The sequence below is a fragment of the Mangrovibacterium sp. genome (assembly GCF_059905295.1).
This window is the reverse complement of the sequence record NZ_JBZQJF010000183.1, coordinates 1-25,038: the sequence shown is the minus strand read 5'-3', so window position 1 is coordinate 25,038 and position 25,038 is coordinate 1. Positions and strand designations below refer to the sequence as shown.

The following is a 25,038-nucleotide window of genomic DNA, read 5'->3' as shown; positions in this document are numbered from 1 at the left end:
CTCTCCGATGCCAGACTAGCCTGAATTTCCATTGGCTTCTGTTTTTCAATATAGACCAGGCGCCCGGCAAGTCGGTTCAAATGATCATCCAAAACCAGAAGTTGACAAATGCCCTCCGGGAACCCATCCTTCGGTATTTTCAATGCCAAGGCACCTTCCAGCGTACCATCGGCAGCCCAGATAACCTGATGCCCGCAAAAAGCCACCAATCGAACACGTTGACTAGCCACCCCTGCCGCTTGCAAAGCACAATAAATAAATTGATCGTCGGTGCGTGTTAATGCCAACGAAACACCATTCTGCTGCGGAGTTGGTAAATCGAACACCTGGCCTTTACCTGGCCCATCAATAATCTTCAGTTGATAAGCCTCATCAACTTTCGTACTTAACGGAAAAATTCCGTAGCCAGGCATCATAGTCTTCACCTGCAGCACCCGCTCATTGCTACCTTTCAGCAGCACCTCCGCCTTTAACGTTATTGGCTGCTCAAAGCTATTTTCGACCCGAAAAGCAACCTTTTGACTTTTACCGGCAAGCAACGAACCTCCTTCAGCACCAAATACCACCTTTACTTTTTCGGTATCGGTATGATAAGGAGCCGCAAACACCTGCTGCCTTCCATCTATTAAAACCAGATTCAACGGAACATTAAACGGACCGGCAGGCAATTCAATCTTTAAGCGCAACAAGCCTTGTTCGTCAGTTTTTGCTTTTCCTTCAGCCACTTCTTGTACACCATCTTTCAGAATATAACTCAGCTTACCCTTAAAGGGTGTTCCGTCCAAATCAGAAATCATAAAAGACAACTCATTTGCCTGTCCTGCGGTTAAAACCAGATCATCCGTTTCCGGTTGCACAAGCAAACCATTCAGGTTGAAATCATCAACATAAATGGTCTTCATAAACAACTCGTTCGCCTTCACCGTAGCACCGCTGTAGGCCACCAAGACATAACGTCCCGGCTCACTATCCTTCGGAAAATTGAAATCGCCGTTACACAGTCCACCAACAAGCTTGTATTTATCCTCGTTTATTTTCTCACCTTCCTCATTATACAGCGCCACCACCAGGTTATCGCTCACCGACCCTAATCCGGTAACCGACGGATTGCTTACAAAAGCACTAAACCAAACAATGTCGCCGGCTCGGTAAACATCGCGGTCGGTTTGTACAAAAATGGCTTCGGAAGGAAGCTGATCAAAATGCTTCGCCAGCATCTTATTCACCTGATCGGTAAAATTGCCCTGAGCAGAAACACGGACAACGCAAAATAAAAGCAGCAAATTAACTAGATGTTTCATGGGTTGATGGGTTTATTGACTATTCGGTTTTGTATCGTCGCCTAAGGTTTTCAATGCCTTTCGCAAATCATCCGTGGGCTGAATAATATTGTAATTACCCCAAAACGCGGGGTCGTAATCCTTAATAATATCGGTAAAAATATCCGATGAATGAAATTGCTCCTCCTTCGGAAACCGGCGCAAACGGGTCGGTTCATGTTTTGTAATCAACAAGTCAGAAACGCTGTGAAACACTGAATTCACCTGATCCCTCCGGCTGCGAACCCGAAAGCTGACAGATGACTGAGCAGTATTCAGGTACCAAAGTCCTTGGTCTTGCCGATAACTCACCTGGTAATCTAAATTGAGGGCTCGCACATTAAAGCCTTTGGGCTTTTTCCGGATGAGCTGATTTCGGGCAATACGCATCCCATCCCGCGATAAGCTAAACTCGGCATGCACCAAGGCAAAGCTTTCCTGATCAATAAACAACTTCCCCTTATAAGTGAGGAACTCATTCTTTCCTGTGGGGGTAAAATGAATCACATAAGTTGGTCGCCCCAAATAGTCGATCATACTCCCTGCCTCATACCGGTAGGATGCCCTGTATTCCAAGTTCAGAAACGAGTCCATTGTCTTCACCACATCCAATTGCAAGGTATAATAAGGGCCCCCTTGCATCTTAAAATCGACCCATTGAAATGTTTCCACATCCGGGCTTTTCCGTCCTTTCAAAAAACGAATCTGGTCTTCACGCAGCGGATGGTCATACGGTGCTTTCAAAAGCTGGATTACCGCCTCCGAAACATTCATATATTCATCATCCTGGGTAAGCACTTCCCGGTAAAAAGCGGTCATCAGTCGGTTATCTTTCGAATAATTTTTCGGAATATGATCCAATAGTTGATCCATCACCCAAAGAGGCTTAATCGCACGAACTTTGATCTCCTTCAGTTTAATATTGACAGGCTTCAGTAAAAGTAAAACCGGCTTTTGAGACAAACTATCCGGACTAAGAACTTGCTGCTCGTAGCCCATGCTTGACACCAAAAGCTGCTCTCCCCGAAACCGGGCCGGGATTTTCAACTCGAACCAACCTTCTTTATTGGTTATGGTTCCAAAGGGTTTATTTAAAATTGAAATACTGGCAAAGGGAACCGGTTCATCGTAATCACGGTCGCGAATTTGGCCTCTGACAACCTGATAATTCAACGCTAGAGAATCCGAACGAATCCCGTACTCACGCAAGCGAATGACCAATTGATTTTCAACCTCCTCAAACTGAAATTCCGATCCCAGCAAATCATTCAGAATAGAACCCAGAGACTGTTTGTCGTAGCTGGCTGTCACGAGCTGTTCGGTATTCAAAATAGTCGGGTCGTACGAAAAGTTGGCCCCCGCCAAAGCCGATATCCGATTCAACACCTGATCCAAAGGTTCGTCATCAACCACCAAGCTAATCTTCTTCGATAAAATAGAAGCCTTTTGATCCTGTGCTGTAGCCGCAAAAGCAATACAACAAAGGATCAAAAAGCTAGTTATTTGGTGGCATTTCAACATTAAAAGACTTTTTCCAGATAAAAGGTCGTTTCGATTTCCTGCCCCTCCCGAAGAACCGTCATATCAATCTTACGGTCTTCCTTACTCATCAAGATCAAATTTATATCATTTAATGATAAACTCTTATGACTTGAATGATTCAGCGATAAAATCTGATCATTTTCTTTCAAACCTGCGCGTGCACCGGGCGAGCCTTCACGCACCTGATCAATTGTAAACACAGGCAGTCCAGGGAAAGGATTGGAAATTTCGAGCCCACTCATGTTGTAATTAAACTCCTCTTTGACTTTATTCGTCGGACGTAGTTTAATCTGGCTGTTCGGGTAATCAATCGTTACATAAAACCGCCTCAAAATCTCGGCTCCTAAGGTCCCGTTCCGATCATCGCGAATAATCTGATCAACCAACTCTGTCTCTGGAAACGACACGATCGGTTCATTCAAAATCAACGGACCAACCCAAATTCCGCCAATGCGTCCTTTTTTGCCGTACAAATCGCCATTTAAGCCACGGCCCAGGAAGGTCTCAATATTTTTATCGGGTAAGTTAATCCGATCGTCCGAGCTGGTTGATAACCAAATCGCATCGCTGGCACCAGTATCGACCAGCAATTTCACCGGGACATAGTCATTTTGATCAGTCACAATAGTTGTTCGCACGTACGGCTTATTGTACTCAAAGTGAATCGGCATCACAATATCGCGATTAATAACCCGATCGCGATAATATTCCGGTTTGGTTAAGGTCAGCTTCTGATTGTCATAGTCGATCTCCACCACAAAATCTTTAAACAGGTCGAAGCCAATTAACCCATGCACCGGCAATCCCAGAATCTGCGAAATTTGAAAATGTTCATCAATAATCATCTGCACTTCCTGGTTATACGAAATCAGACCTGACCCAATTTTCATGGTATTATTACCCGAGCGATAAGCGGTTAAACTTTCGCCTTCTCCCAGTCCTGAGATTTCAACCGGGCGCATGTAATTCAGATTCAACTTATCAACAAAGGGTAACTCAGTGATGATCGGGAACCGCACACCAGTGTCCAGAATGAAGTTCAGAGTATCTGAATCGTTGATAATAACCGGGATGATAATCAGGTTACTGGCCGATTTAAAGTTGATGGTAATACTTTTTGTCCGCTTATTTATAAACTCGAATCGGTTTTTCCCGGGGGTATACTTCACCTTCTTTTCGTAATCAAGCGATTCTTTCAACGGCACATAATCACGAACCACCAGGATATTGTCTTCAATTTCAAAAATCAGATAGTAATCTTTCATCAACCGCTGCAGAACTTCGCGGATGGGCACATTCGAGATGTTCAAAGTAACATTTTTCCCTTCCACCAACTTAGAGTTGTAGGAATAATCGAGCTTGAAATACTCACAAATCCGCTGGATCACATTAGACAAAGGCTCCTCGTTGGCCACAATGGTAATGTTCTGATCCAGGATCGACTTTTTAGGTTGGTCGTTTTGGGCTGAAGCTGTAAACGAAGCGAACATCAATAGGACTGTCGCCAGCACAGCAGCCATTCTCCCACTCCATCTTTTCGTTTTCATAGCTTTATTGGTTTTCTGTTTCTATTTTTCTTTCAAGAGATAACTGGCATCATCAATCTGTTCCACTTCCAGATTATGTGTCATGGCAATTACCTCCAGAATAAACCGGACGGGCCGGTCGTCAAATCGTGCCGTTAACAACAGCTGTTCCATAGCCGGATCAGCCGTTGCTATTTGCACCCTGTACACATTGTTTAATTGTTGTATAACGTCTTCGAGACTTGTCTTATCAAATATGAATGAATGGGTTTTCCAGGCTAAGAAGTTCGGATCAGGATTTAATTCCTTGGTAAATGCAGGAGCATTGCCGCTTAAGACCCCACGTTCTCCCGGCGTAAGAATAACATCTGAATCTGCCGATTTCACGTCATTGGCATAAACCTGCACTTTACCGGTTTGAACAACAACCGACACCTCACCGGTCTTCGGAAAAGTATTAACATTGAAGCTAGTTCCCAAAACCTGAATATTAGCCCGGCCGGCACGGATAATGAAAGGTTTCTCCGGATTCCGTTGAACTTCGAAAAAGGCTTCCCCTTCCAGGCTTACTTCCCGGGTGTTGCCTTCAAACTGATCCGGGTAATCCAGATGACTTCCATAGTTTAAGGTGACAATCGAGCCATCCGGCAAAGTTACTTTGGTCAGTCCGTAATTGTCAGCCACAGCCAGCTCTTCCCGGGCTTGTAACCGATCGCTCTGGTTCATCCATAAAACGGCCGAACCAACCATCAACGCCAAGGCAACAATGGCCACCACCCGCATCCAAGTCCGGCGGAGACCAAAGGTTCCTGCTTTAGCCTCATGATGTATTTTGGATTGCAATGTCGAAAAGTCCCGATCGGCAGAGAATCGCTCTAGCTCAAAGAAAAGATCGATACGCCCGGCCGTTTCGCGAACCTGACGGAGTTCTTCTTCATCCCAATCATCAAATCTAGATTGGTCTTTATCGGCAGGTTGATGGTCAAACAGATGCTTGGCCAAGGCTGCCCATCTTTCGCTTGTATTGTCTCGTTTTGTTCCCATTTGTAATTAAGACAAGGAACTGCACGAACTACCCTGAAGTAAAATCAAAAATATTTTTGAAAAAGGCTGATTCCAATAAGTAAATGGCGGTATTCCTTCAAATCCTCGCGTAATTGTTGTAAAGCCAAGCCCATCTGTGTTTCAACAGTTTTAATCGAAATCTGAAGTTGTTCGGCAATCTCACGGTAGCTCAAGCCTTTTTCGCGGCTTAGCTTAAAGATTTCTCTTCGTTTTGCCGGAAGTGCATTAATGCTGGCTTCTATTTTTCGGTACAAATCAACCTCCATAAAATATTGGCTGGGATGAATCTCTATGTTCTCGGACAAAATCTTCTCCTGGTATTTCTGCTCAACCTTCTGATGATTGGCCCAATTAATTAATTGATTCTTTACGGCCCGAAACAAATAGCTCTTAACCGAACTATGCACCCGAATTTGTTTTCGTTTTTCCCAAAGTTGAACGAACACTTCCTGCACCAACTCTTTACTTTGCTCGTCGTCATGTAAAAGCTGAACAGCAAATAGACACAAGCCCGAATAATAACGACGAAACAACTCGCTAAAAGCTTTTTCATCGTCTCTGCTCAACTTCGAAAATAATTCCAGATCAGTATGCGTGTTCATTTTACCAAAAATAGGATGCTAATTACCAAAGATGGACGAAAACCTTTAAACCCCGGCTAATCTTCACATATTTTTCAACATATGTAAAACAAATGAAGCTGCTAATAGGCCCAAAACCAGCAACAGAGGCTCGCAACAACCTCCTTTTACGTTGAAAAACCAGTAATCCTACAATTTTTTGAAAGAAATTTAGATACCAAACAAGCACATACACCCCTGACTTTCAACTTCAAACAAAACGCACTATAACAAAGCCAGACAAGCCTGCCTAAACTTTTTTTGAATAATGCTTTGAGCGAATAAAATTTCCACTATTTTTGCATCGCTAATTCAGCCACGGGTAAGCAAATCGAAAGGTTACTTCCCAAGACCACACGCCCGGGTGGCGGAATTGGTAGACGCGCTGGATTCAAAATCCAGTGATAGCAATATCGTGCGGGTTCGATTCCCGCCCCGGGTACAAAGGCATCCAGATCGGATGCCTTTTTTTTGTCAAATAAAACTCCCAGCTATAGCATTTAATTTCCAGAAGCAATATATTTGTTTACCACGAAATTCAAAACCTATGATTGTTGTTGATGCTCTCAAAATATTGATAGCTGAAGATGTCGAATCAAATTATTTGTATCTGAACGCTGTTCTAAGCAAAATTAAGGCGGACATCGTTTGGGCCAAAAACGGAAGAGAGGCCATTGAACTCTTCAAAGAACATGGCGACATTGATTTGATTTTAATGGACTTGCAAATGCCTGAGATGAACGGCTATGAGGCTACGAAGGTCATCAAGTCCATTAATCCGTCAATTCCGGTAATTGCTCAAACAGCTTTTGCCATGGCCGAAGACAGAACCAGAGCATTAGCAGCCGGATGCGACGAATACCTCGCAAAGCCTATTCGTTCGAAAGATCTTCTGAATATCGTTGAACGATTTCTCCACGTCTGACTTACATCTGCTTACAAATAATATAAAACGTTCATTCTTTCCGGGAATGAACGTTTTTTCATGCTTGTTTGTAGCATAAAAGCGATCGCATTTATTACATTTGGAGGTTTCTAAAATTAGACAATGGACAGCAAACAATACCTCTTAGACAAACGCTATCTGCAAATGGCTGCAATATGGGCTCAAAATTCTTATTGCAAACGTCGCCAGGTAGGTGCCATTCTTGTCAAAGATAAGATGATTATTTCCGATGGATACAACGGTACCCCTTCCGGATTTGAAAACATTTGCGAGGACGAGAACAATATAACAAAACCCTACGTTTTACATGCTGAGGCTAATGCTATTACCAAGGTAGCCAAATCGAGTAACAGCAGCGATGGAGCTACCATGTATGTTACTTCTTCACCTTGCATGGAATGTTCAAAATTAATTATCCAGGCAGGTATTAAACGCGTTGTATTTACCGACAACTATCGTCTCGAAGATGGAATTGATTTACTTAAACGAGCAAATATTGAAGTCGTTCAAGTTGAAATAGAAGATTAAAAATTGAATACAGAAACAGAGAACCATGAAGAAAAAAATTAATATCTACCTCCCCCTGCTACTTGCCTTGGCTATTATTTTCGGGATCTACCTTGGAAATCATTTAAATCGCCAGGCACCACAACTGGGCTTTCAAAATCTCTCATCACCTAAAACAAACAAGTTAAGTTCGATCATCGACTTGATTTCAAATGCCTACGTGGACTCTGTCTCTACCGACAAAATCATCGAAGAAACCATACCAACGCTTCTCAAAAACCTGGATCCGCACTCAACTTACATTCCGTCCAAAGATATGCAGGAAGTAAACGAAGAAATGCAGGGAAATTTTGGGGGAATCGGTGTACAATTCACGATTTACAACGATACAGTTCAGGTTGTTGATGTTATTTCCGGAGGTCCTTCTCAAAAACTGGGAATCCAACCAGGCGACCGTATTGTAACAGTTAACGATTCAACGATTGCCGGCAATGGCGTAAAAAATGAAACAGTTCTGAATTTACTCCGCGGCGAAAAAGGGACACATGTTGATGTGGGCATTAAACGCAAAGGTATCAAAGACCTAATTGCTTACGACATCACTCGCGGCGACATTCCAATCATCAGTGTTGATGTAGATTACATGATTAACGACAGCACCGGATACGTGAAAATCAGTCGCTTTGCAGAAAAAACTTATGAGGAATTCATGAAAGCAATGAGCGACCTCGACACGAAGGGTGCGAAGCAGGTTATTGTGGACTTACGCGGAAACCCGGGTGGATACCTGATGGCTGTTGTGAAAATGGTAAATGAATTCCTGGACGAAGGAGACCTGATCGTTTACACTGAAGGTCACTCACAACCACGCAAAACATATACCGCAACCGGAAAAGCACATTGGGCGAATAAGCGCGTCTTTGTGTTAATCGACGAATACTCAGCATCTGCCAGTGAAATCTTTACAGGGGCCTTGCAGGACAATGATAAAGGAATTATTGTTGGTCGTCGTTCGTTTGGTAAAGGGTTAGTGCAAGAGCAAATTCCGTTTAACGATGGCTCAGCCTTAAGACTAACAGTAGCACGCTATTACACACCAAGTGGACGGTGCATTCAAAAACCGTATAGTGAAGGAAATGAAGAATATTACCACGACATTGTAAACAGAGCCGTACACGGCGAACTGGAAGTAGCCGACAGCATTCAATTTTCCGACTCCCTGAAATACAAAACAAAAGGCGGAAGAACAGTTTATGGTGGTGGTGGAATCATGCCCGACTACTTCGTTCCGATGGATACAACAGGCTACTCTGATTACTATTCACAGATTACTCAAAAAGCTTTGGTCTATCATTTTGCTTTCGATTATACCGACAGCCACCGGGAAGAACTGGAACAATTAAAAACACCGGAAGCAATTGTTAGCCACTTGAAAAAAGTGGGTATCATGAATCAATTTATTCGGTATGCTGAAGAAAAAGGCGTAAAACGCAGTTCGGCAGGCTTGAAGATCTCCGGTAAAATTATTGAAACACAGCTCATGGCTTATATTGCCCGTAACGCTATTGGAGACCAAGGTTTCTACCCGATTATTCAACAAATCGACAAAACGTTACTGAAAGCAATTAAGCTTTCTGAAGAAAATCAAACGCTCTCACAACTTTTAGCTGTAACAAAATAAAAGCTCAGTCGTCATATGGGGTAAATGTACAAAAAGCCCCATGACCGTTGATGAGTATAACGAAGCTGTAAACCAACACGCCGATGGTATCTTTCGATTTGTTCTGAAGAATATTCGCGACGAAGAAAAAGCACGCGATATTGTTCAGGACAGTTTCGAGAAACTATGGGTACATCGCCAGGATGTTTCCGGTGAGAAGGTGAAGGCTTATCTCTACTCAACGGCCTACCATCGTCTGATCGACTTGGTAAGAAAAGATAGTCGCCTGAGCATCGTGGATGACATTCGGTCCGAAGAGGCCTCATTCGAGCAATACAGCGACCTTCAAGAGGTTCTGAACAGAGCCATTCAACTACTTCCCAACGATCAGCGTTCGGTATTGCTTTTGCGCGATTACGAAGGCTATTCATACAAAGAAATTGCTGAGATCACGCAACTCAACGAATCGCAGGTAAAAGTTTACATTTACCGGGCACGGGTTTTTATGAAGAATTACATTGGGAAAATGGATGTTTTAGTTTGAGAGCGTATGAAAATTAACCGGTCAAATTACGAAAGCTATTTTATCGACTATATCGACGGCATCTTGCCAAACGATCTGGTTGACGACTTGCTGGACTTTCTGAAGGAAAATCCCGACTTGGCCGAAGAATTGAATGCCGTTAAGTCGATTAAACTGGAAGCACAACCACGGATTTTCGCCTCAAAAGAAAAGCTGTATAAATCAACAGCTGAAGTTGAAGCCAGCTTCGACATGCAGGCAGTTGCCTATCTTGAAGGAGATTTGCAAGAAACGAAAAAAAGCCAGTTTCTATTCGAAATTGAGGATGATTCGACCAAACTAAAAAGTTTACATTTACTGCAACATGCCAGACTTATCCCTGATTTAGCCATTGAATATCCCAACAAAAACGAACTGCTGCGCCGGAAAAACAAAAGAATTTATTGGTGGGCACCACGTGTTGCAGCGCTGTTATTACTCTTTTTCTCGGTGTGGGCTATTGTTCCCCGCCTAAAATCACCCTTAGGCGACAAAACAGTTGCCGAACAAACAACAGTTCAGGAAGCAAGTCCCGATAAAAAACAAGTTGTTGAAATTCCACAACAGACTGCATCAAATTTGGATGAACTCCCAGAAACTAAAACAGACAATAAGGTAGCCACACCACTTGCAAAAGTGGCTGACGAACCGAAAAAGATTGAAAAGATACCCGCTCAGCCTGTTCGTGCGGACGCGCAGAAGCCTCAGTTGCTAGCCATGCGTTCTCCTGTTCCTAATCCTATTCAACCAATTACCGCTAAAGTTGAGCCGGAACAAATAAAGACAACTCAGCTTCATTCAAATTTGGAACCGGCAATTTCACCTCAGCCGCAAACGGTATCTGTTGACGAATACCTGGCACATAAAATTATCAAAGCGCCCAAAGGAGAAGGGTTCACCTTCAACAATGTTGCCAATGCCGGTTTAAACGCAGTCGAGAACCTGTCGAACGATCGATTCAACGTTAAACGAACCGAAAACGGTAAGCTGAAAGAAATTTCATTCGACAGCCGGTTGATTGCTTTCTCCATACCTATCAGAAAAAGTCGTTAAGCCTGTAACAAACGCCAAAGTCTGGCCGTCATAGGGTGGAAGAAAACAGAAACACTAAAAAATTTCAACCTATGAAAAAGATACTTTTACTTCTGGCAATTGCCTTCATCTTTGGCCAGGTTTATGCCCAGGACACAACAGAGGTCAAAATCATCAAGAAAAATATTGTTACCGTGAATGAGGAACCTACGAAAACCAAGGTGACCTTGCTCAATAACAAAATCAGTATTGAAGATAACATGATGAGTGACACAACGGTTATCCGCGTTGGCCGTCGTAATTACGAAATTGTCGAAGGACACAAGGGAACCTATGTAAATGTTACGAAGGACGATAACTGGAAGAAAGAATGGCATAAAAGAAAGAGATTCAACGGACACTGGTCTGGTTTAGAACTCGGAATAAACGGGTTGGCCAATACCGATTACAGCATGTATCCCAACCCAACCAACGAATTTATGGAACTGCGTCAGGCAGCTTCACTAGAGGTGAACCTCAACTTTTTAGAAGCAAATATTTGCCTGAAACCGGATCGTATCGGTATTGTTTCCGGACTTGGGTTGCAATGGAACAACTACAAATTTGACAATTCGCTAAGCATCGATAAAATTGACAATGAACCATTAATTCAACCGATCGATATCGTCGAGAATAACTTTAAAAAATCCAAACTGACAGCTTCATACCTGACCTTGCCTCTGATGCTCGAATTTCAATTTCCTGTAAACGACCACACCAACACCATGTTTATTAGTGCCGGTATGGTTGGAGCTTTAAACCTGGGCGCCCACACCAAGATTAAAAACGACCATTCGAAAGACAAAGATCACGGAAGTTTCAATATCAACCCATTCAAATATTCAGCCATTGCCCGCGTCGGCTTACACAACTTTTCCCTTTATGGAACTTACAGCTTTTCAAGCTTGTTTAAAGAAGACCGCGGACCGGAAATGTTCCCCTTTACAATTGGTATAGCTCTCGTAAACTTCTAAGAATAATCCTCAGAAAACAGCAATAAAAAGATCTGCTCGTGCAGGTCTTTTTTGTTTTCAAACTCAAATCACCTAACTTGAAAGAGCGCAAAAACACATCAAAACCAAAATTGATCGTTACATTTGTACAAACGCCGGAATCTAAAAGATCAAATTTGTGAAGAAAAGTTCCCTCATAATCAGCCTTCTGCTTCTGCTTTCATCCTTCAATCTGTTGAAGGCACAAAATACAGGAGCAAAGGAATCAGTGCAAGCAAAGCAAGATTCAATTCAGGAACCCTTACGCTTTGACATCCTTAACGGTGACAATTTCAACTTCTGGGAAAACCGTTTCAAAGGGAACTGGGCCGGTGTTTTTATTGGTGTAAACGGCTTTGCACAACCCGACTATTCAATGTACGCCGAAAGTGTCGATGGTTTTATGAAACCCACACTCTGGAAATCGAATTGTCTAAGCATTAACCTGATCCAGATATCTACACGCTTACAGAGAAACCGAAACTTCATTGGATTGGTAACCGGCTTGGGTGCCGATTTTCAGTCGTACCGGCTCGACAAGGATTACAGTTTGCAAAAAGGTACAGACAAAGTAGAACCCGTTGCTTTAGCCTACGAAGATAATCTGAAATCGAAATTCTCATCAGTTTACCTGAGTGTCCCACTGTTGATCGAATTCCAGATTCCTGTTGGAAATTTCGAGAACCGAATCTATTTCTCGACCGGTGTTATCGGAAGCCTCCGTCTGGATACACATACCAAAGTCAAATACAAGGTCGACGGGAAGAAAAAGAAGCTCAAAGAACCGGATGATTATTACCTGCGCGATTTTCGACTGGCCGGAACAGTACGCATGGGCTATCGCTGGATCAACCTGTTTGCAACTTACGACCTTCAGCCCCTATTTAAAGACGGAAGCGGCCCTGAGATGTACCCATTTACAGTCGGTATCGGCTTAATTACCTTCTAAGCTGAAAAGCTGATAAATTTACTATTCACTTCAAGCTAAAAGCCTTAATTTAGCCCTGAACTGAAAACACTAAGAAATGAAACTTTTATTAAGCAGTAATTCGACAATGCCGGGTGAAGAATACCTGGGATTCCCGATTCCATATATCAAAAGCTTTTTGGGTGAAAAACCCGTCAAAGCACTCTTTATCCCTTATGCAGCAGTTACATTCAGCTTCGACGAATACGAGGAGAAGGTCAATGAAGCTTTCCAGCGTGTTGGTCATAGCGTTGTGGGAATTCATCATTTCGATAATCCGGCAAAGGCCATTGAAGATGCTGAAGCGCTTGTTGTGGGCGGCGGTAACACCTGGCAATTGGTACGTATGCTGCACGACCAAAACCTGATGATGGCCATTCGACGCAATGTGCAAAGCGGAACACCGTATATTGGTTGGAGCGCCGGCTCGAATGTAGCTTGCCCTACCCTGCGAACAACGAACGACATGCCCATTATCGACCCGACGAGCTTTAACACAACCGGTTTGGTACCTTTCCAGATCAATCCGCATTATACCGATGCAAACCCCGAAGGCCATGCCGGCGAAACCAGGGAACAACGCATTGCTGAATTTATAGCCATTAACCCGCTGACTTATGTGGTTGGATTGCGCGAAGGAACTTTGCTGAAACTGGAAAATGATAAGCTGGATTTAATTGGTAACCGTTCAGTCCGAATCTTTATGCAGGGACTGGAAACCTACGAATTGAATCCTGGAGATGATTTAAATTTTCTACTGAAATAGACCGAATTTTGACTGTAAGATACAGAGACCTCGAATTATTTCGGGGTCTTTTTTTTTAATTCCGTCATGAGATTCCCAAACAGAATTCGTGAAAATAAACCTGAAGAATTATTTCTTGATCGAACGAACCGGGTACCAGGCAGCTAAAAAGCCAATAGCAATCACAATCATTACCGTTGCCAACACATCGAAAGCCTGGAGCTTAACCGGATAGGCAGAAATGGCAAATCCACCTCCTCCGGGCAGTTTTAAAAGCTCATACCGACTTTGGGCCCATACCAGTCCCACTCCGGCAATCAAGCCCGCTATAGCTCCTGTAATGGATATCAGCCAGCCTTCAAATAAGAAGATCCGCCGAATCAGACTTTGGTTGGCACCCATGCTCTCCAAAATGTAGATATCGTCTTTTTTATCGAGGATAATCATCGTGAGTGAGCCCAGTAAGTTGAACGAAGCAATCACCAGGATGAAACTCAGGATTAAGAAGCTGGTCCATTTCTCCGATCTCATCACCCGGTACAGAAATTCGTGCTGCTGGTAACGATCCTGAACCTTGTAGCCATCGCCCAGTAAAGCTTTTATCTTAGCCTGAATATCGGCAAGCTCAACACCGGGTTTCAACTTCAACTCGAGTGAGGTTACCCGACCATCCATCTGAAAGATTTCACGGGCAAAATCGATCGGAACCAATATATATTGGGCATCAATTTCCTGCTGAACCGAGAACACGCCACTTGGAAACAGGTAATCATGGTTAAAAGCATTCTGAAGCATCGGACGACCAGGCTGCTCGCGTTTGGGATAATAAACATGAATGGGATTAATAAAATTGAGCCCCACCCCCAGGTCGACGGCTACCCCTTGCCCAATAACCGTAAACATCCGATTGTCGTTGGTTAAGGCAAACTTCCCGTCGATGATCATCGAATCCAGTCCCGAAAATTCAGCGTAATCCGTCTCAACACCTTTCACAATACCGTATTTCTGGCGGTCCTGATATTGAAGCAAGGCATTGTCTTCGACCACCTGCATAAACTCAGCCACCCCCTCCGTTTTCATCAGTTCCTGAATTTCAGGCCTGTCTAAGGCAAAGCTCTTCCCCTCAACAGCTGTAATTTTCAAATCTGGATCGAAGCTCGAAAGCATCCCCTGAATGAAATCATCAATCCCGTTAAAAGCCGAAAGAACCACAATGAGCGCCAGCGTACCAACAGCAACCCCAACCACCGACAATGCCGAGATGAGGTTGATGACATGAACCGATTTTTTCGAAATCAGGTAACGGCGCGCTATTTGGAGGGCGAGTTTCAACTATTTAAAAGCTTTAACAATCAATCCGGAACCCGTGGCATGCGTTCCCTTTACATCGAAATAGTTTAGAATGGCTGAAACAGGGAAAGCAATGATGTAGTAGAAAGGCAGCAAGATGAAAAACAGCTTGCTTACCCCCAATAGTTGAATCGGGTATTTCATCGATAAGCGCCAGCTTATTTTGCCGGGCTTGCCGTACGAGTAACGTGCTTCAACCTTCGAAAAACCGGCTGATTTCAGCTTATCTTCAATCTCCTGAATGTTGTAACCATCACGCACATGCTCATCGATAAAGCCATGTACACCGTCTTCCTCGTGATCGTGGTCGTGGGTATCCGAGCCCCCTTGGTCCGAAGGTGTTGAAATCAACACTACCCCACCCGGTTTCAACGATTTATAGAAGTTTTTGAAAACCTGCACATCTTCCTCAATATGCTCCATCACATCGATAGAAAGCACCAGGTTAAAGGCTTCCGGTTTTTCAAATTTGGTCAGGTCGGCCTCTTCAAAACGAATTCGGTCCGACTGTTTTATCTGCGTGAAAAAGTGATTGCAATCGGCAATTTGCTCTTCCTTCACATCCACTGCCAGGATCTGTGATTTCTGAAAAAGGCGGCTCATGCGATAGGTATATTGTCCAAAACCTGAGCCGGCATCCAAAATGGAGCAATCGGCCGATAAGGGCAGCTCCTTCAATTCTTTACGTACATGCCAGGCCCGCAAAAGCAATAAATCGAGCAGGCGGTAAAACAGTTTTCTCAGTGCCGGAGTTTGATTAAAAACCTTGCCCAGCGAACGTTTTATAGGGTCGTATTGCATTGTTCAGTTTCGAGTTTCAAGTTTCGAGTTTTCAGTTTCGAGTTGTACAACTGCCAACTGTGACTGCTAACTGTAACCAATTTAGGATTTCAAGAGGCTATCAATATTTTCGATGTAGTCGAGGCTGTCGTCAACATAGAATTCCAATTCGGGAATAACGCGAATTTGTTTACCCACTTTACGGCCCAGCAGCCCGCGAATTTTCGGGTTTTTAATGCGGATTTCCTTCAACACCTCCTTTACATTATCCGAAGGGAAAATACTGAGGTAAGCCCGTGCCAGCCCCAAATCGGGAGTTACACGAACCACTGTCACACTGATCATTTTACCCATAAACAGGGTGCGTGCCTCGCGTTGAAATATCTCGGCCAACTCTCTTTGAAGCAGTCGACTTATCTTTTGTTGTCTTGTTGATTCCATTCTCGTGTTAATATTGTCTGCGCCAAAGTTAATCAAAAATACCAGAAGGTCTGATTTGAATTAATTTGGGCTGAAAATGTACATCATTAATTGCATGGCCAGTGGTGGCGGTCAGGTAAATGTGCGGTAACAAGGTGTTGCCCATGGCGGCTGGCAAACAAATGTGTCGCAACAATGTGTTGCCCGTGACGGCTGGCAAACAAATGTGTCGCAACAATGTGTTGCCCGTGACGGCTGGCAAACAAATGTGTCGCAACAAGGTGTTGCCCGTGACGGCTGGCAAGCAAATGTGTCGCAACAAAGTGGGGCCCGTGACGGCTGGCAAGCAAATGTATCGCAACAAAGTGGGGCCAGTGGCGGCCGGCAAACAAATGTATCGCAACAAAGTGGGGCCCGTGACGGCCGGCAAACATTTCTTTTCCTTCGATGAAAGAAACGACAGTCACAGCAATAAAAAGCCCCTCGCCAGATTGCTTGAACGAGGGGTATCTTTTGCCGATTTACAGACCGGGTGACTCAAGTCACCCGGTCTGTGAAAGCAACAGCCTATTTCGGCAGCGGGTAGCCTTTCAAAGCTTCAAGGTTCTCCGCAATTTCGTGTTCCGGGTATTCGTAATCCGACAAAGCGCCCGACATGTACTTGTCGTAGCCCACCAGGTCCATCAAACCATGGCCCGAGAAGTTGAACAGGATTGTTTTCTCCTTGCCTTCTTCCTTCGCCTTCTTGGCCTCGCGGATAGTTGCCGCAATCGCATGGGTAGTTTCCGGAGCCGGAATAATGCCTTCAGTTTTGGCAAACAGCAGTCCTGCCTCGAAACACTCGCTTTGGTGGATCGCCTGGGCTTCCATCAGTCCGTCGCGCAAGGCACCACTCACCAGTGGAGCCATTCCATGGTAGCGCAAGCCACCTGCATGAATTGGTGCCGGAATGAAGTTGTGTCCCAAACTGTGCATAGCCAACAGCGGTGTCATTTGCGCCACATCGCCATGATCGTAAATGAAAGGCGCTTTGGTCAGCGTAGGGCAGCTGAAAGGCTCGGCACCAATAATCCGGATGTCGGCACCATTGATTTTATCGTACATGAAGGGGAATGACAGTCCGGCGAAGTTGGAACCACCACCACAACAACCGATCACCACATCGGGCTTTTTAATGCCCACTTTAGCAAGCTGTTTCTTGGCCTCAAGACCAATAATGGTTTGGTGCAGCATCACGTGGTTTAAAACCGATCCTAAGGCATAGCGTGTTTCTCCTTTCGGGTCGGTCACTGCAGCCTCAACAGCTTCGGAAATGGCAATCCCCAACGATCCCGGGGTATCCGGGTATTTGGCGAGGATATCGCGACCGGCTTGTGTCTCGGTACTTGGGCTGGCCACACATTTTCCGCCCCAGGTTTGCATCATCATTTTACGGAAAGGCTTTTGGTCGAAGCTCACACGCACCATATACACTTTACAGTCGATGCCACCAATCAGCGCGCAGGCAAACGACAGGGCCGATCCCCATTGTCCGGCACCGGTTTCAGTGGTCAGGTGCTTAATGCCAAACTGCTTGTTATACCAGGCCTGGGCAACAGCCGTGTTCGGCTTGTGACTTCCGGCAGGCGACACACCTTCGTTTTTATAGTAGATTTTAGCAGGCGTTCCCAAGGCTTCCTCCAACTCATAAGCACGAATCAGCGGGCTTGGACGCCAGCGAAACAAGATCTGACGGATTTCTTCGGGAATATCGATCCAGCGTTCCTGGCTCACTTCCTGCTCAATCAGGTTCATCGGGAACACAGGAGCCAACATTTCAGGCGTAACCGGCACTCCACCGGGACCCAGTGGTGGGTTTAGCGCTGTTGGCAGATCGGGTGCCAGGTTATACCATTGTTTAGGCATGTCGGCTTCATCCAAAAAAATCTTCTTTTGTCTTGTCATAATTGTATGTTTAAAAGGTTTTTAATAAACGAAAAAGGGACTTGCCGCATCAACAGCAAATCCCTTTTCCCGCCTTCAGTAGGAAACAAAAACAACATCCCGCACTTCGTTTTTCACGTTGCGCCACGCTTGCTCTTTTCCGAATAAAGGCGATTGGTACATGTATTTTTTGATTTAGAGTTCTAAAGCTAGGAAATATTTGGGGAAAAGAGGAACGGAAAAGCGGGGAAAATCCACTAGATTTTGGCATTTATTTTCCAGGTCAGAACGTCAATGGTTGTCATTCACAGACATTGGTCATCCGTGGTAAAAGTCCGGGGAGCTCTATAGTCGGACATCCGAAAATCCGGTTATTCGTGTCATCCGGCAATCTAATCTTCAAAATAAAATTTTGTGTTTCAAGGAATCAGGTTAATTTTGCTGATCGAATTAATCAGAACCTAATTTCAGGTCCTGATCATCCGTTGAGTAAGCTTGAAAATTACGGTTTGCCAACGGGATTTTTTAATCTCTTACTTACACTGAAAATGAGTAAACCAATCGTAGTTAGCGGCATCAGGCCAACCGGGAACCTGCACCTGGGAAACTATTTCGGCGCAGTACGCAGCTTTTTGAAAATGCAGGAAGAATACAATTGCTATTTTTTCATTGCCGACATACATTCACTAACCACACACCCAACACCTGAGAACCTGCAAGCAGGGGTAAAACAGGTTTTGGCCGAATACCTGGCTTGCGGAATTGATCCGGAGAAAGCAACCATCTTTATTCAAAGCGACGTTCCCGAAATTACCGAGCTGTATACGTTCCTGAATATGAACGCGTACCTGGGTGAGCTGGAACGAACCACTTCGTTTAAAGATAAAGCCCGCAAAAACCCGGAAAACGTCAATGCCGGTTTGCTGACCTACCCGGTTTTGATGGCTTCGGACATCATCATTCACAAAGCGCAATATGTGCCGGTTGGTAAAGACCAGGAGCAAAACCTGGAAATGGCCCGTAAGTTTGCCGGTCGTTTCAACCGCATGTACAAGAGCGAAGTATTCCCGATTCCTCGTCCGTTTACCTTCGATGGCGGCGACATGATCAAGATTCCGGGGCTTGACGGAAGCGGAAAAATGGGTAAATCGGAAGGTAATGCCATTGCCTTGGTTGAAGATCCGAAATCGATCCGCAAGAAAGTGATGCGCGCGGTTACTGATGCCGGCCCAACAGAGCCGAACTCTCCAAAACCGGAACCGATTCAAAACCTGTTTACCTTGATGGATATCATGACTGATCCGGCTATCGTGAACCAGTTCAATGATGCTTACAATGATTGCAGCATTCGTTACGGCGATTTGAAAAAACAATTGGCAGAAGATATCGTTGCCTTTACTGCGCCCATTCGCGAGCGTGTTAACGAAATTCTGGCTGATGAAGCTTACCTGGCTAAAGTTGCTCAAATGGGAGCTGAAAAAGCCCGCGAATCAGCTCAGGCAACCTTAAAAGAGGTAAAAAGCCTGATTGGCTTCAAGAAACTATTCTAATCGAAAAATTCGAATGTCGAAATAAGAAAAGCCGGTAAAAACCGGCTTTTTTCATGGTCTAAGAGTTACTACGATGGTCTCCTTTTTAGGAGTTATGCTGAATACCGGAGCCTTTGTCCTCGAAATCACTTCCGACGCCAGCTTTCCGATATAATTGAAGTTGAAAATATTTTCCTGCCTCGTCATAATCAAGGTCAGGTCCGGCTTGGTTTCATCGATAAAAGCAGGGATCAGATCGCTAAGCTTTCTATCCGCATCCTCGCGCAGTAATGTCGTCACGGTTGAAACACCGGATTCTTCGAGTATAAACCGAATCTTTTTAATCTTCTTGTAAATCATACTATCCTCTTTATCCATCCTGGCTCTCAATGCCGATACAACATGGACTTCCGCATCGAAAACTTTTGCCAATCGTATGGCCCAGGCCAATTTGTGCTTATAAGGCTGGAAGATATCGACAGGTAACATGATCGTTTTAATATTGAAGGGCTTATCATCTCCGTCGTAAGTTAGTACCGGGCAAAGCGCTTCTCCTATAATCAGCTTGATTCCGTTTTCCCAGGCTGATTGCATTTTGGGTGACTGCTCCAGCTTTTTATTCAGCAAGACCAGGTCGTAACGGAAATGGTTAAGCAGACGAATAATGCTTTTGATCAGCGATCCGGAGCGAACTTTCAACCGAACGAAAGACGGCAATTCTCCCCCAAACTGTTCCATCACGAAAGCTCTAAAAGCTTTACGATGCTGTACTAATCGGGCTTGTTTCCTTATTGGCCGAAACCAGTCGGTCAGAACAGACTCTTCCGGTGCGACAAATAAGAACGTGATATTGGTTTGAAATTTTTCATGTATTTCCTGAGCCCGTAGGATTGCACTTTTACCCTGGTCGTCCAGGGTAATTGGCACTAAAGCCCGGTGAACGTTTGTTTTAATCATAGCTCTAAATTTTAATCGTTACTTTTTGTTTCTGTTTAATTGATCCGGAAAACCAGACTCGACTGTAAAAGCAAATCTCAAGCCATTTAAATGCCAAACAATCAACCACCAACAAATTTTTAGATAAATTAAGAACTCATTGGGTTTAATTCACAACTTTTAAGAAATCCGGGATTAAAAGATAGCCCTAACACTATTTCATGTACCACTAACGTTTATAAGGTAAGCTTGATAAGATGGGCAAAAGCAAGCATGAAAAACAGTTGATTAGTCCTGCAAATATTTCCTGTTTTATGCTTGATTGGATGGATTTTAATTATTTTTAGGCTATGCGCAAAGGGACTCGAAAAGTACTTGCTATTTGCACCGGATTTCTGTTCACATTCGGTTTATCGGCACTGACTCCCACCTACAGTCAGGATGTTTCGTTTTCCCAATATTATGCCAATCCCATGTATATGAACCCGGCTTTTGCAGGAACCATCGGTGCCCCGCGTATTGCGTTACAATACCGCGACCAGTGGCATCAATTTAAAGACGCATACACCAGCTATTCAGCTGCGATCGACTTTCCGGTTGACATCTTACAAGGTGGTCTTGGGCTCTACATCGTTAATGACGCCCAGGCCAACAATATCCTCAACAATTTTCAAATCAATGCTGCTTATTCTGTCCGGGTTAAAATCAATCAGGACTGGTTTGCTCATGCCGGTTTTCAGCTTGGCTATGCTGAAAATTCGCTGAAAACAGGCGATCTGATTTTTGCAGATAACATCGAAAGCAACGGAGGTATTCCGGGAACTTCAGCAGAAAGCTTCGACGAAACTAAAATATCCTACATCGATTACGGGATGGGGCTGTTGCTATACAGTAAGAAGGTTTTCGGAGGCATTGCCGTGCATCACCTCACCGAGCCGGATTTATCCTTTTCCGATGATGATCCCTCCGACAGTAAGTTGCCTCGCAGATACAGCTTACATGCCGGAGCTCGGCTACCCATCTTCCGACACGGCCATTTGCGTAAGAAGTTTGATATCTCGCCGCAGATTATTTTTGAAAAACAAGGCATTTCCGACCAAATCAACTACGGTCTCTTTGCCACCAAAAACGGGTTGACCGCAGGCACCTGGTTTCGCCAAAACTTTGGCACCCGCTACGATGCGATGATTTTTGTGGTAGGGTTTGTAAACTACAAGTTTCAGTTTACTTACAGCTACGACTGGACGATTTCGGATATGGCCGGGCGTACCGGAGGAACAAGTGAAATCTCACTGGCCTTTGTCATCAACAAACGCCGGCAAGCTAACCGGCTGCTCCCCTTCTTCGAACCTTACCGCGAACGCTACGGAAAGCCTTAACGGATTAGCAATACCTGCCCTTTTTGTTCATGACGTTCACCGGTTACATCAATAAAAGCGGCAATCCACACATAGTTGCCCATCGGGGCTTCCTTGCCGGCTTTATCTTTCCCGTCCCAGGGGTTGGCTGAAGAAGTCGATTCAAAGACAATCTGTCCCCAACGGTCATAAATACGTAAAATGAAAGGATTACCATTCTCCCCTAAGCCTTCGGGCATAAACACGGTATTTTCCACAATGTCACTGCCCGGGCGGAAGGCATTGGGCGCTGTAACCCGGTTAAATACCACTTGTATTTGGGTTGAAGTCGAATCTTTGCACCCAAGGTCGGAGCTGGCAATAAGCCAGGCTATATAATTTCCAACCTCGGTATATTCGTGCTGAGGTGCAAAATCAGCCGAATTCTCACCATCACCAAAAATCCAGTAATAAGAATCAGAATTTGTTGAATTATTGTAGAAGGTAACCAAGGGATCATCCGGAGAAACAGTCTGCCGGTCAACCGAAAAAGCGGCAACCGGAGAAGGCTTCACTTCCACCAAAGCATTTTTGGTTAGCTCGGCAGTACAGCCGCTTTCCGCTGATTCGGCAATCAAAGAAACACTGTAAGTACCGGCCTTATTGAATGTTACTTCCAGAGAATCGCCCATAAATACTCCCTCATCGGTCGACCATCGGATACTGCCCAGCCCTTCCGGGTTTGTAACCGTCAACATCGTTTGAAGTGAGTTACAGGCAATAGTCGGGTCTGCTGTAAAATCGACATTTAACACCCGGTCAGCTGCCGAGCTTTCATCTTCTTTGTAAAGCGTATCCCGACAAGGACCATCTTCCACAACTAAGCTGATGGATGGTTTCTGACCGGTATATTCGTGGACCAGCAAAACCACTTCCCGATTCGAAATAGAATCGACGATTTGGGCATACTTAAAGCCCCAATAAAAATGGGCATCATCAGGAGCCGAACCGGTAAAACGAATGGTATCGGTATAACTTTTACAGTAAGGTTTAAAATCGAAGCTAAAATCGGCCACAGGAGGCTCTTTAAACTCGATTTGAAGGGTATCGCCACTCACACAGCCATCATTCGTTGTAATGGAGTAATATACCTCATACGTGCCATAGCCCGGTGCATCGAATACAGCTTCCGAAACCGACTCATTCACCTTATTCAGCCCATTTGAGGCCCAATCAAAATGTCCGCCGTTTTGCCAGAGCGTATCCGGATAACTGGACAAGTCTACATCAACAACTGCACCCGACAAACCGCAGGTCACGGAGTCGGCTGAAATGGTTACCGGTGGATTACCAAAAATGACGACTAAGGCTGTATCTTCATCCATACAGCCAAACTCATTAATCGTGGTAAGCCGGAAACGAGCTGTCGAATCAACATCCAGCGTAGTTCCGGTTCCCAGGTTTTTCCCTTCGAGCGACTGCCAGAGGTAGTCGTAATTTCCTGGTTCTGTTGTAACAGCATTCAGGGTAATGGTAGCCGGTGAACAGTCGTAGAAACGATCAGCCTGAATTTCTGCATCTACCCCTTTGGCAAATTCAATTTGAATGGTATCGCCGCTCACACAACCATCTTTGGTTGTCAGGGTGTAGTAAACCTCGTAGGTCCCCAGCGAAGGTACTGACATCACTGCCATTGAATCAGCCTGATCGCTAAAAGTCACATTCGGATCATCTGACGCCCATTCAAAACCTCCCGGGGCCGTTGTCCACAACGAGTCGGGATAGTTGCCCAAATCGGCTGTAAGGATCGTTTCCAGATCACCGCAGACCAAGCTATCAGCAGAAATGGTTACCGGCGGCTTTCCGAAGATAATGACATTAGCCGTATCGGTTACCGAACAACCGTATTTATTCCAGACAGTTATTGGGTACATCGCCGTTGAATCCACGACTAAACCTGGATCTGTACTCAGACTATCTCCCTCCAGGCTTTGCCACAAGAAAGAAACAGCATCCGACGAATTAGCCTGTAAATTAAATTCATACGGTGAACATTCCGATAAGTCGTCCGGAGTGATATTCAAATCCAGCTTAGGCTTCAAAACATAGACCGAATCGTGTAAAGAGCCGGTACACCCCTCAACTGTTGTCTCAACTTTGTACAAACCTTCCTGTGTAACCTCGATCGATGGTGTCACTTCACCGGTTGACCAGCTGTAGGTATCGAAATAAGAACCCGCGTCCAGCGTCAGGGTATCGCCCGGGCAAAGCAATAGGGTATCGCCGTTAAAATTGATACCCCCGCCCAGATCAAGCACAATATTCAGGTTGAAGCCGACCGGATAACCAAATGATTCCAGATTTCCAAAACCATAGACATAAGCCAAAAATCCTTCGTTTGGATCAACATTCTCCAAGGTATGGTTTCCTGCGGTAAGGATCATTTGTACATAAGAGTAATTCGTTCCTGGAAAAGGAGTAAACGAATAACCGGTTACTGCAATTGTTTGTCCATCCAGACGCAGGTTATCCACCTGATCCGTTGGCGACACAACATTGATATAATGGGAGCTAATCGTTGGCTGGTCATAAGCTTCAAAAGTCACCTTATTTTTACTCTGTGAAATCGAACTCAAAATAATCATGGAAGGATCTCCTGTGGTTCCGTCAACCGATTGCGACTGGCTGAACTGAGCAACCATAATTGGCTTATCGGCTAAAATATGGGAAGGTTGATTGGCATACAATTCAATCTCCTTAAACTCCCCCTTGTTCAACACAAAAGTCCCGTAAACATCAACATCTACCGATGTCTCATCCTCCGAAGCCAAAATACGGTACCGATCCGATCCACGGCTCATCAAAGGAACGGTGAAATACTCTTTACCCCAGGAATAAAGCGGAGGCATTTGCTCGTACAGGTGATCCCAAGCCTCAATAGGGTCTATATCCGGAACAGAAGTTGCCAGATTACCTCCATAAACAGCAACCGGCTTTGTCGACTGAATGAAGCTACCCGTGAGATCACCCTGATTGGGAAGTACACGGTTCAACGACTGAACCTGGTAACTTTGCCCTCTGTTTAGTGTTATACTGAAAGGAACTCCGGCCGGCTTTCCACCCGCTGTTTCTACCGAAGGGGTAATCTCCACTTCGGTATTATCTTCCGTAGCAATAATCAGAAATTCGCTGTTGCGCCCGTTATAGTAGTTACCGTAAAGGTCTTCACTAACATGTGGTT

Annotated in this window: 22 protein-coding genes and 1 tRNA gene; 12 read left to right on the top strand and 11 right to left on the bottom strand. The window is 44.6% G+C overall.

The features are described from left to right. The 5 genes from AC37HE_RS09890 to AC37HE_RS09870 form a co-directional block, all read right to left on the bottom strand. A partial coding sequence (locus tag AC37HE_RS09890; protein ID WP_500782669.1) for an MG2 domain-containing protein occupies nt 1-1,301 on the bottom strand: 1,301 nt, incomplete at its 3' end. A 12-nt stretch (nt 1,302-1,313) separates the two neighbouring features. After that, nucleotides 1,314-2,810: a carboxypeptidase-like regulatory domain-containing protein gene (locus AC37HE_RS09885; RefSeq protein ID WP_500782668.1), complete on the bottom strand. Its 1,497-nt coding sequence runs from the start codon at nt 2,808-2,810 to the stop codon at nt 1,314-1,316. Nucleotides 2,811-2,839: 29 nt separating this feature from the next. Beyond that, complete coding sequence (locus AC37HE_RS09880; protein WP_500782667.1) at nt 2,840-4,408, bottom strand: aspartyl protease family protein; 1,569 nt, start codon at nt 4,406-4,408, stop codon at nt 2,840-2,842. A 21-nt stretch (nt 4,409-4,429) separates the two neighbouring features. Beyond that, on the bottom strand, nt 4,430-5,431 hold the full coding sequence (locus tag AC37HE_RS09875) for a FecR family protein (protein WP_500782666.1): 1,002 nt from the start codon (nt 5,429-5,431) through the stop codon (nt 4,430-4,432). A 44-nt stretch (nt 5,432-5,475) separates the two neighbouring features. Beyond that, nucleotides 5,476-6,054 carry an RNA polymerase sigma-70 factor gene (locus AC37HE_RS09870; protein WP_500782665.1) on the bottom strand — a complete coding sequence of 193 codons (579 nt, stop codon included), beginning with the start codon at nt 6,052-6,054 and terminating at the stop codon, nt 5,476-5,478. Between the two features lie 376 nt (nt 6,055-6,430). Here AC37HE_RS09870 and AC37HE_RS09865 point away from each other — a divergent pair. The 9 genes from AC37HE_RS09865 (at nt 6,431) to pepE (ending at nt 13,543) form a co-directional block, all read left to right on the top strand. Beyond that, nucleotides 6,431-6,514, top strand: a tRNA-Leu gene (locus AC37HE_RS09865). Between the two features lie 105 nt (nt 6,515-6,619). Next, nucleotides 6,620-6,997, top strand: a complete 378-nt coding sequence (locus AC37HE_RS09860) for a response regulator (protein WP_500782664.1) — start codon at nt 6,620-6,622, stop codon at nt 6,995-6,997. 123 nt (nt 6,998-7,120) lie between these two features. Then, nucleotides 7,121-7,546: a deoxycytidylate deaminase gene (locus AC37HE_RS09855; protein WP_500782663.1), complete on the top strand. Its 426-nt coding sequence runs from the start codon at nt 7,121-7,123 to the stop codon at nt 7,544-7,546. A 25-nt stretch (nt 7,547-7,571) separates the two neighbouring features. Continuing rightward, nucleotides 7,572-9,206, top strand: coding sequence for a S41 family peptidase (locus tag AC37HE_RS09850; protein WP_500782662.1), 1,635 nt, complete (start codon nt 7,572-7,574; stop codon nt 9,204-9,206). Between the two features lie 40 nt (nt 9,207-9,246). Continuing rightward, a complete protein-coding gene (locus tag AC37HE_RS09845) occupies nt 9,247-9,729 on the top strand; it encodes an RNA polymerase sigma factor (protein WP_500782661.1) in 483 nt (160 codons plus the stop codon). 6 nt (nt 9,730-9,735) lie between these two features. Further along, the gene (locus AC37HE_RS09840) at nt 9,736-10,800 is read left to right on the top strand and encodes a hypothetical protein (protein WP_500782660.1); all 1,065 of its coding nucleotides are present in this window, start codon (nt 9,736-9,738) and stop codon (nt 10,798-10,800) included. Nucleotides 10,801-10,871: 71 nt separating this feature from the next. Continuing rightward, entirely contained in the window at nt 10,872-11,792 is a 921-nt protein-coding gene (locus AC37HE_RS09835) for an outer membrane beta-barrel protein (RefSeq protein WP_500782659.1), read from the top strand. A 157-nt stretch (nt 11,793-11,949) separates the two neighbouring features. Then, nucleotides 11,950-12,759 (top strand): hypothetical protein, encoded by an 810-nt coding sequence (locus tag AC37HE_RS09830; RefSeq protein ID WP_500782658.1) that lies wholly within the window; start codon nt 11,950-11,952, stop codon nt 12,757-12,759. Between the two features lie 76 nt (nt 12,760-12,835). Next, complete coding sequence (gene pepE / locus AC37HE_RS09825) at nt 12,836-13,543, top strand: dipeptidase PepE (protein WP_500782657.1); 708 nt, start codon at nt 12,836-12,838, stop codon at nt 13,541-13,543. Nucleotides 13,544-13,651: 108 nt separating this feature from the next. On the opposite strand, the gene AC37HE_RS09820 is transcribed toward pepE, so the two are convergent. The 3 genes from AC37HE_RS09820 to rbfA all read right to left on the bottom strand — a co-directional run bounded on the left by AC37HE_RS09820 (nt 13,652) and on the right by rbfA (nt 16,093). Then, nucleotides 13,652-14,854: an ABC transporter permease gene (locus AC37HE_RS09820; RefSeq protein WP_500782656.1), complete on the bottom strand. Its 1,203-nt coding sequence runs from the start codon at nt 14,852-14,854 to the stop codon at nt 13,652-13,654. Then, nucleotides 14,855-15,673, bottom strand: coding sequence for a class I SAM-dependent methyltransferase (locus AC37HE_RS09815; protein WP_500782655.1), 819 nt, complete (start codon nt 15,671-15,673; stop codon nt 14,855-14,857). 81 nt (nt 15,674-15,754) lie between these two features. Continuing rightward, nucleotides 15,755-16,093 carry a 30S ribosome-binding factor RbfA gene (gene rbfA, locus AC37HE_RS09810; RefSeq protein ID WP_500782654.1) on the bottom strand — a complete coding sequence of 113 codons (339 nt, stop codon included), beginning with the start codon at nt 16,091-16,093 and terminating at the stop codon, nt 15,755-15,757. Between the two features lie 163 nt (nt 16,094-16,256). On the opposite strand from rbfA, the gene AC37HE_RS09805 reads away from it, so the two are divergent. Further along, nucleotides 16,257-16,523, top strand: a complete 267-nt coding sequence (locus AC37HE_RS09805; RefSeq protein WP_500782653.1) for a hypothetical protein — start codon at nt 16,257-16,259, stop codon at nt 16,521-16,523. A gap of 116 nt (nt 16,524-16,639) precedes the next feature. Here AC37HE_RS09805 and AC37HE_RS09800 read toward each other — a convergent pair whose 3' ends face one another. Beyond that, on the bottom strand, nt 16,640-18,016 hold the full coding sequence (locus tag AC37HE_RS09800; protein WP_500782652.1) for a TrpB-like pyridoxal phosphate-dependent enzyme: 1,377 nt from the start codon (nt 18,014-18,016) through the stop codon (nt 16,640-16,642). Nucleotides 18,017-18,543: 527 nt separating this feature from the next. On the opposite strand from AC37HE_RS09800, the gene trpS reads away from it, so the two are divergent. Next, on the top strand, nt 18,544-19,545 hold the full coding sequence (gene trpS / locus AC37HE_RS09795) for a tryptophan--tRNA ligase (RefSeq protein ID WP_500782651.1): 1,002 nt from the start codon (nt 18,544-18,546) through the stop codon (nt 19,543-19,545). Nucleotides 19,546-19,596: 51 nt separating this feature from the next. Here the strand turns inward: trpS and AC37HE_RS09790 are convergent, their stop codons facing one another. After that, on the bottom strand, nt 19,597-20,481 hold the full coding sequence (locus tag AC37HE_RS09790) for a universal stress protein (RefSeq protein WP_500782650.1): 885 nt from the start codon (nt 20,479-20,481) through the stop codon (nt 19,597-19,599). A gap of 329 nt (nt 20,482-20,810) precedes the next feature. On the opposite strand from AC37HE_RS09790, the gene AC37HE_RS09785 reads away from it, so the two are divergent. Then, nucleotides 20,811-21,839: a PorP/SprF family type IX secretion system membrane protein gene (locus AC37HE_RS09785; protein ID WP_500782649.1), complete on the top strand. Its 1,029-nt coding sequence runs from the start codon at nt 20,811-20,813 to the stop codon at nt 21,837-21,839. Here the strand turns inward: AC37HE_RS09785 and AC37HE_RS09780 are convergent. Continuing rightward, the coding region (locus AC37HE_RS09780) for a T9SS type B sorting domain-containing protein (protein ID WP_500782648.1) at nt 21,836-25,038 on the bottom strand (3,203 nt) is incomplete at its 5' end. The genes AC37HE_RS09785 and AC37HE_RS09780 overlap by 4 nt on opposite strands.

Coding starts and splice junctions, on each gene's coding strand:
- rbfA (WP_500782654.1), bottom strand. CDS start 16,093: ATGGAATCAACAAGACAACAAAAGATAAGTCGACTGCTTCAAAGAGAG.
- AC37HE_RS09785 (WP_500782649.1), top strand. CDS start 20,811: ATGCGCAAAGGGACTCGAAAAGTACTTGCTATTTGCACCGGATTTCTG.
- AC37HE_RS09845 (WP_500782661.1), top strand. CDS start 9,247: ATGACCGTTGATGAGTATAACGAAGCTGTAAACCAACACGCCGATGGT.
- pepE (WP_500782657.1), top strand. CDS start 12,836: ATGAAACTTTTATTAAGCAGTAATTCGACAATGCCGGGTGAAGAATAC.
- AC37HE_RS09875 (WP_500782666.1), bottom strand. CDS start 5,431: ATGGGAACAAAACGAGACAATACAAGCGAAAGATGGGCAGCCTTGGCC.
- AC37HE_RS09855 (WP_500782663.1), top strand. CDS start 7,121: ATGGACAGCAAACAATACCTCTTAGACAAACGCTATCTGCAAATGGCT.
- AC37HE_RS09880 (WP_500782667.1), bottom strand. CDS start 4,408: ATGAAAACGAAAAGATGGAGTGGGAGAATGGCTGCTGTGCTGGCGACA.
- AC37HE_RS09860 (WP_500782664.1), top strand. CDS start 6,620: ATGATTGTTGTTGATGCTCTCAAAATATTGATAGCTGAAGATGTCGAA.
- AC37HE_RS09870 (WP_500782665.1), bottom strand. CDS start 6,054: ATGAACACGCATACTGATCTGGAATTATTTTCGAAGTTGAGCAGAGAC.
- AC37HE_RS09815 (WP_500782655.1), bottom strand. CDS start 15,673: ATGCAATACGACCCTATAAAACGTTCGCTGGGCAAGGTTTTTAATCAA.
- trpS (WP_500782651.1), top strand. CDS start 18,544: ATGAGTAAACCAATCGTAGTTAGCGGCATCAGGCCAACCGGGAACCTG.
- AC37HE_RS09840 (WP_500782660.1), top strand. CDS start 9,736: ATGAAAATTAACCGGTCAAATTACGAAAGCTATTTTATCGACTATATC.
- AC37HE_RS09850 (WP_500782662.1), top strand. CDS start 7,572: ATGAAGAAAAAAATTAATATCTACCTCCCCCTGCTACTTGCCTTGGCT.
- AC37HE_RS09800 (WP_500782652.1), bottom strand. CDS start 18,016: ATGACAAGACAAAAGAAGATTTTTTTGGATGAAGCCGACATGCCTAAA.
- AC37HE_RS09835 (WP_500782659.1), top strand. CDS start 10,872: ATGAAAAAGATACTTTTACTTCTGGCAATTGCCTTCATCTTTGGCCAG.
- AC37HE_RS09790 (WP_500782650.1), bottom strand. CDS start 20,481: ATGATTAAAACAAACGTTCACCGGGCTTTAGTGCCAATTACCCTGGAC.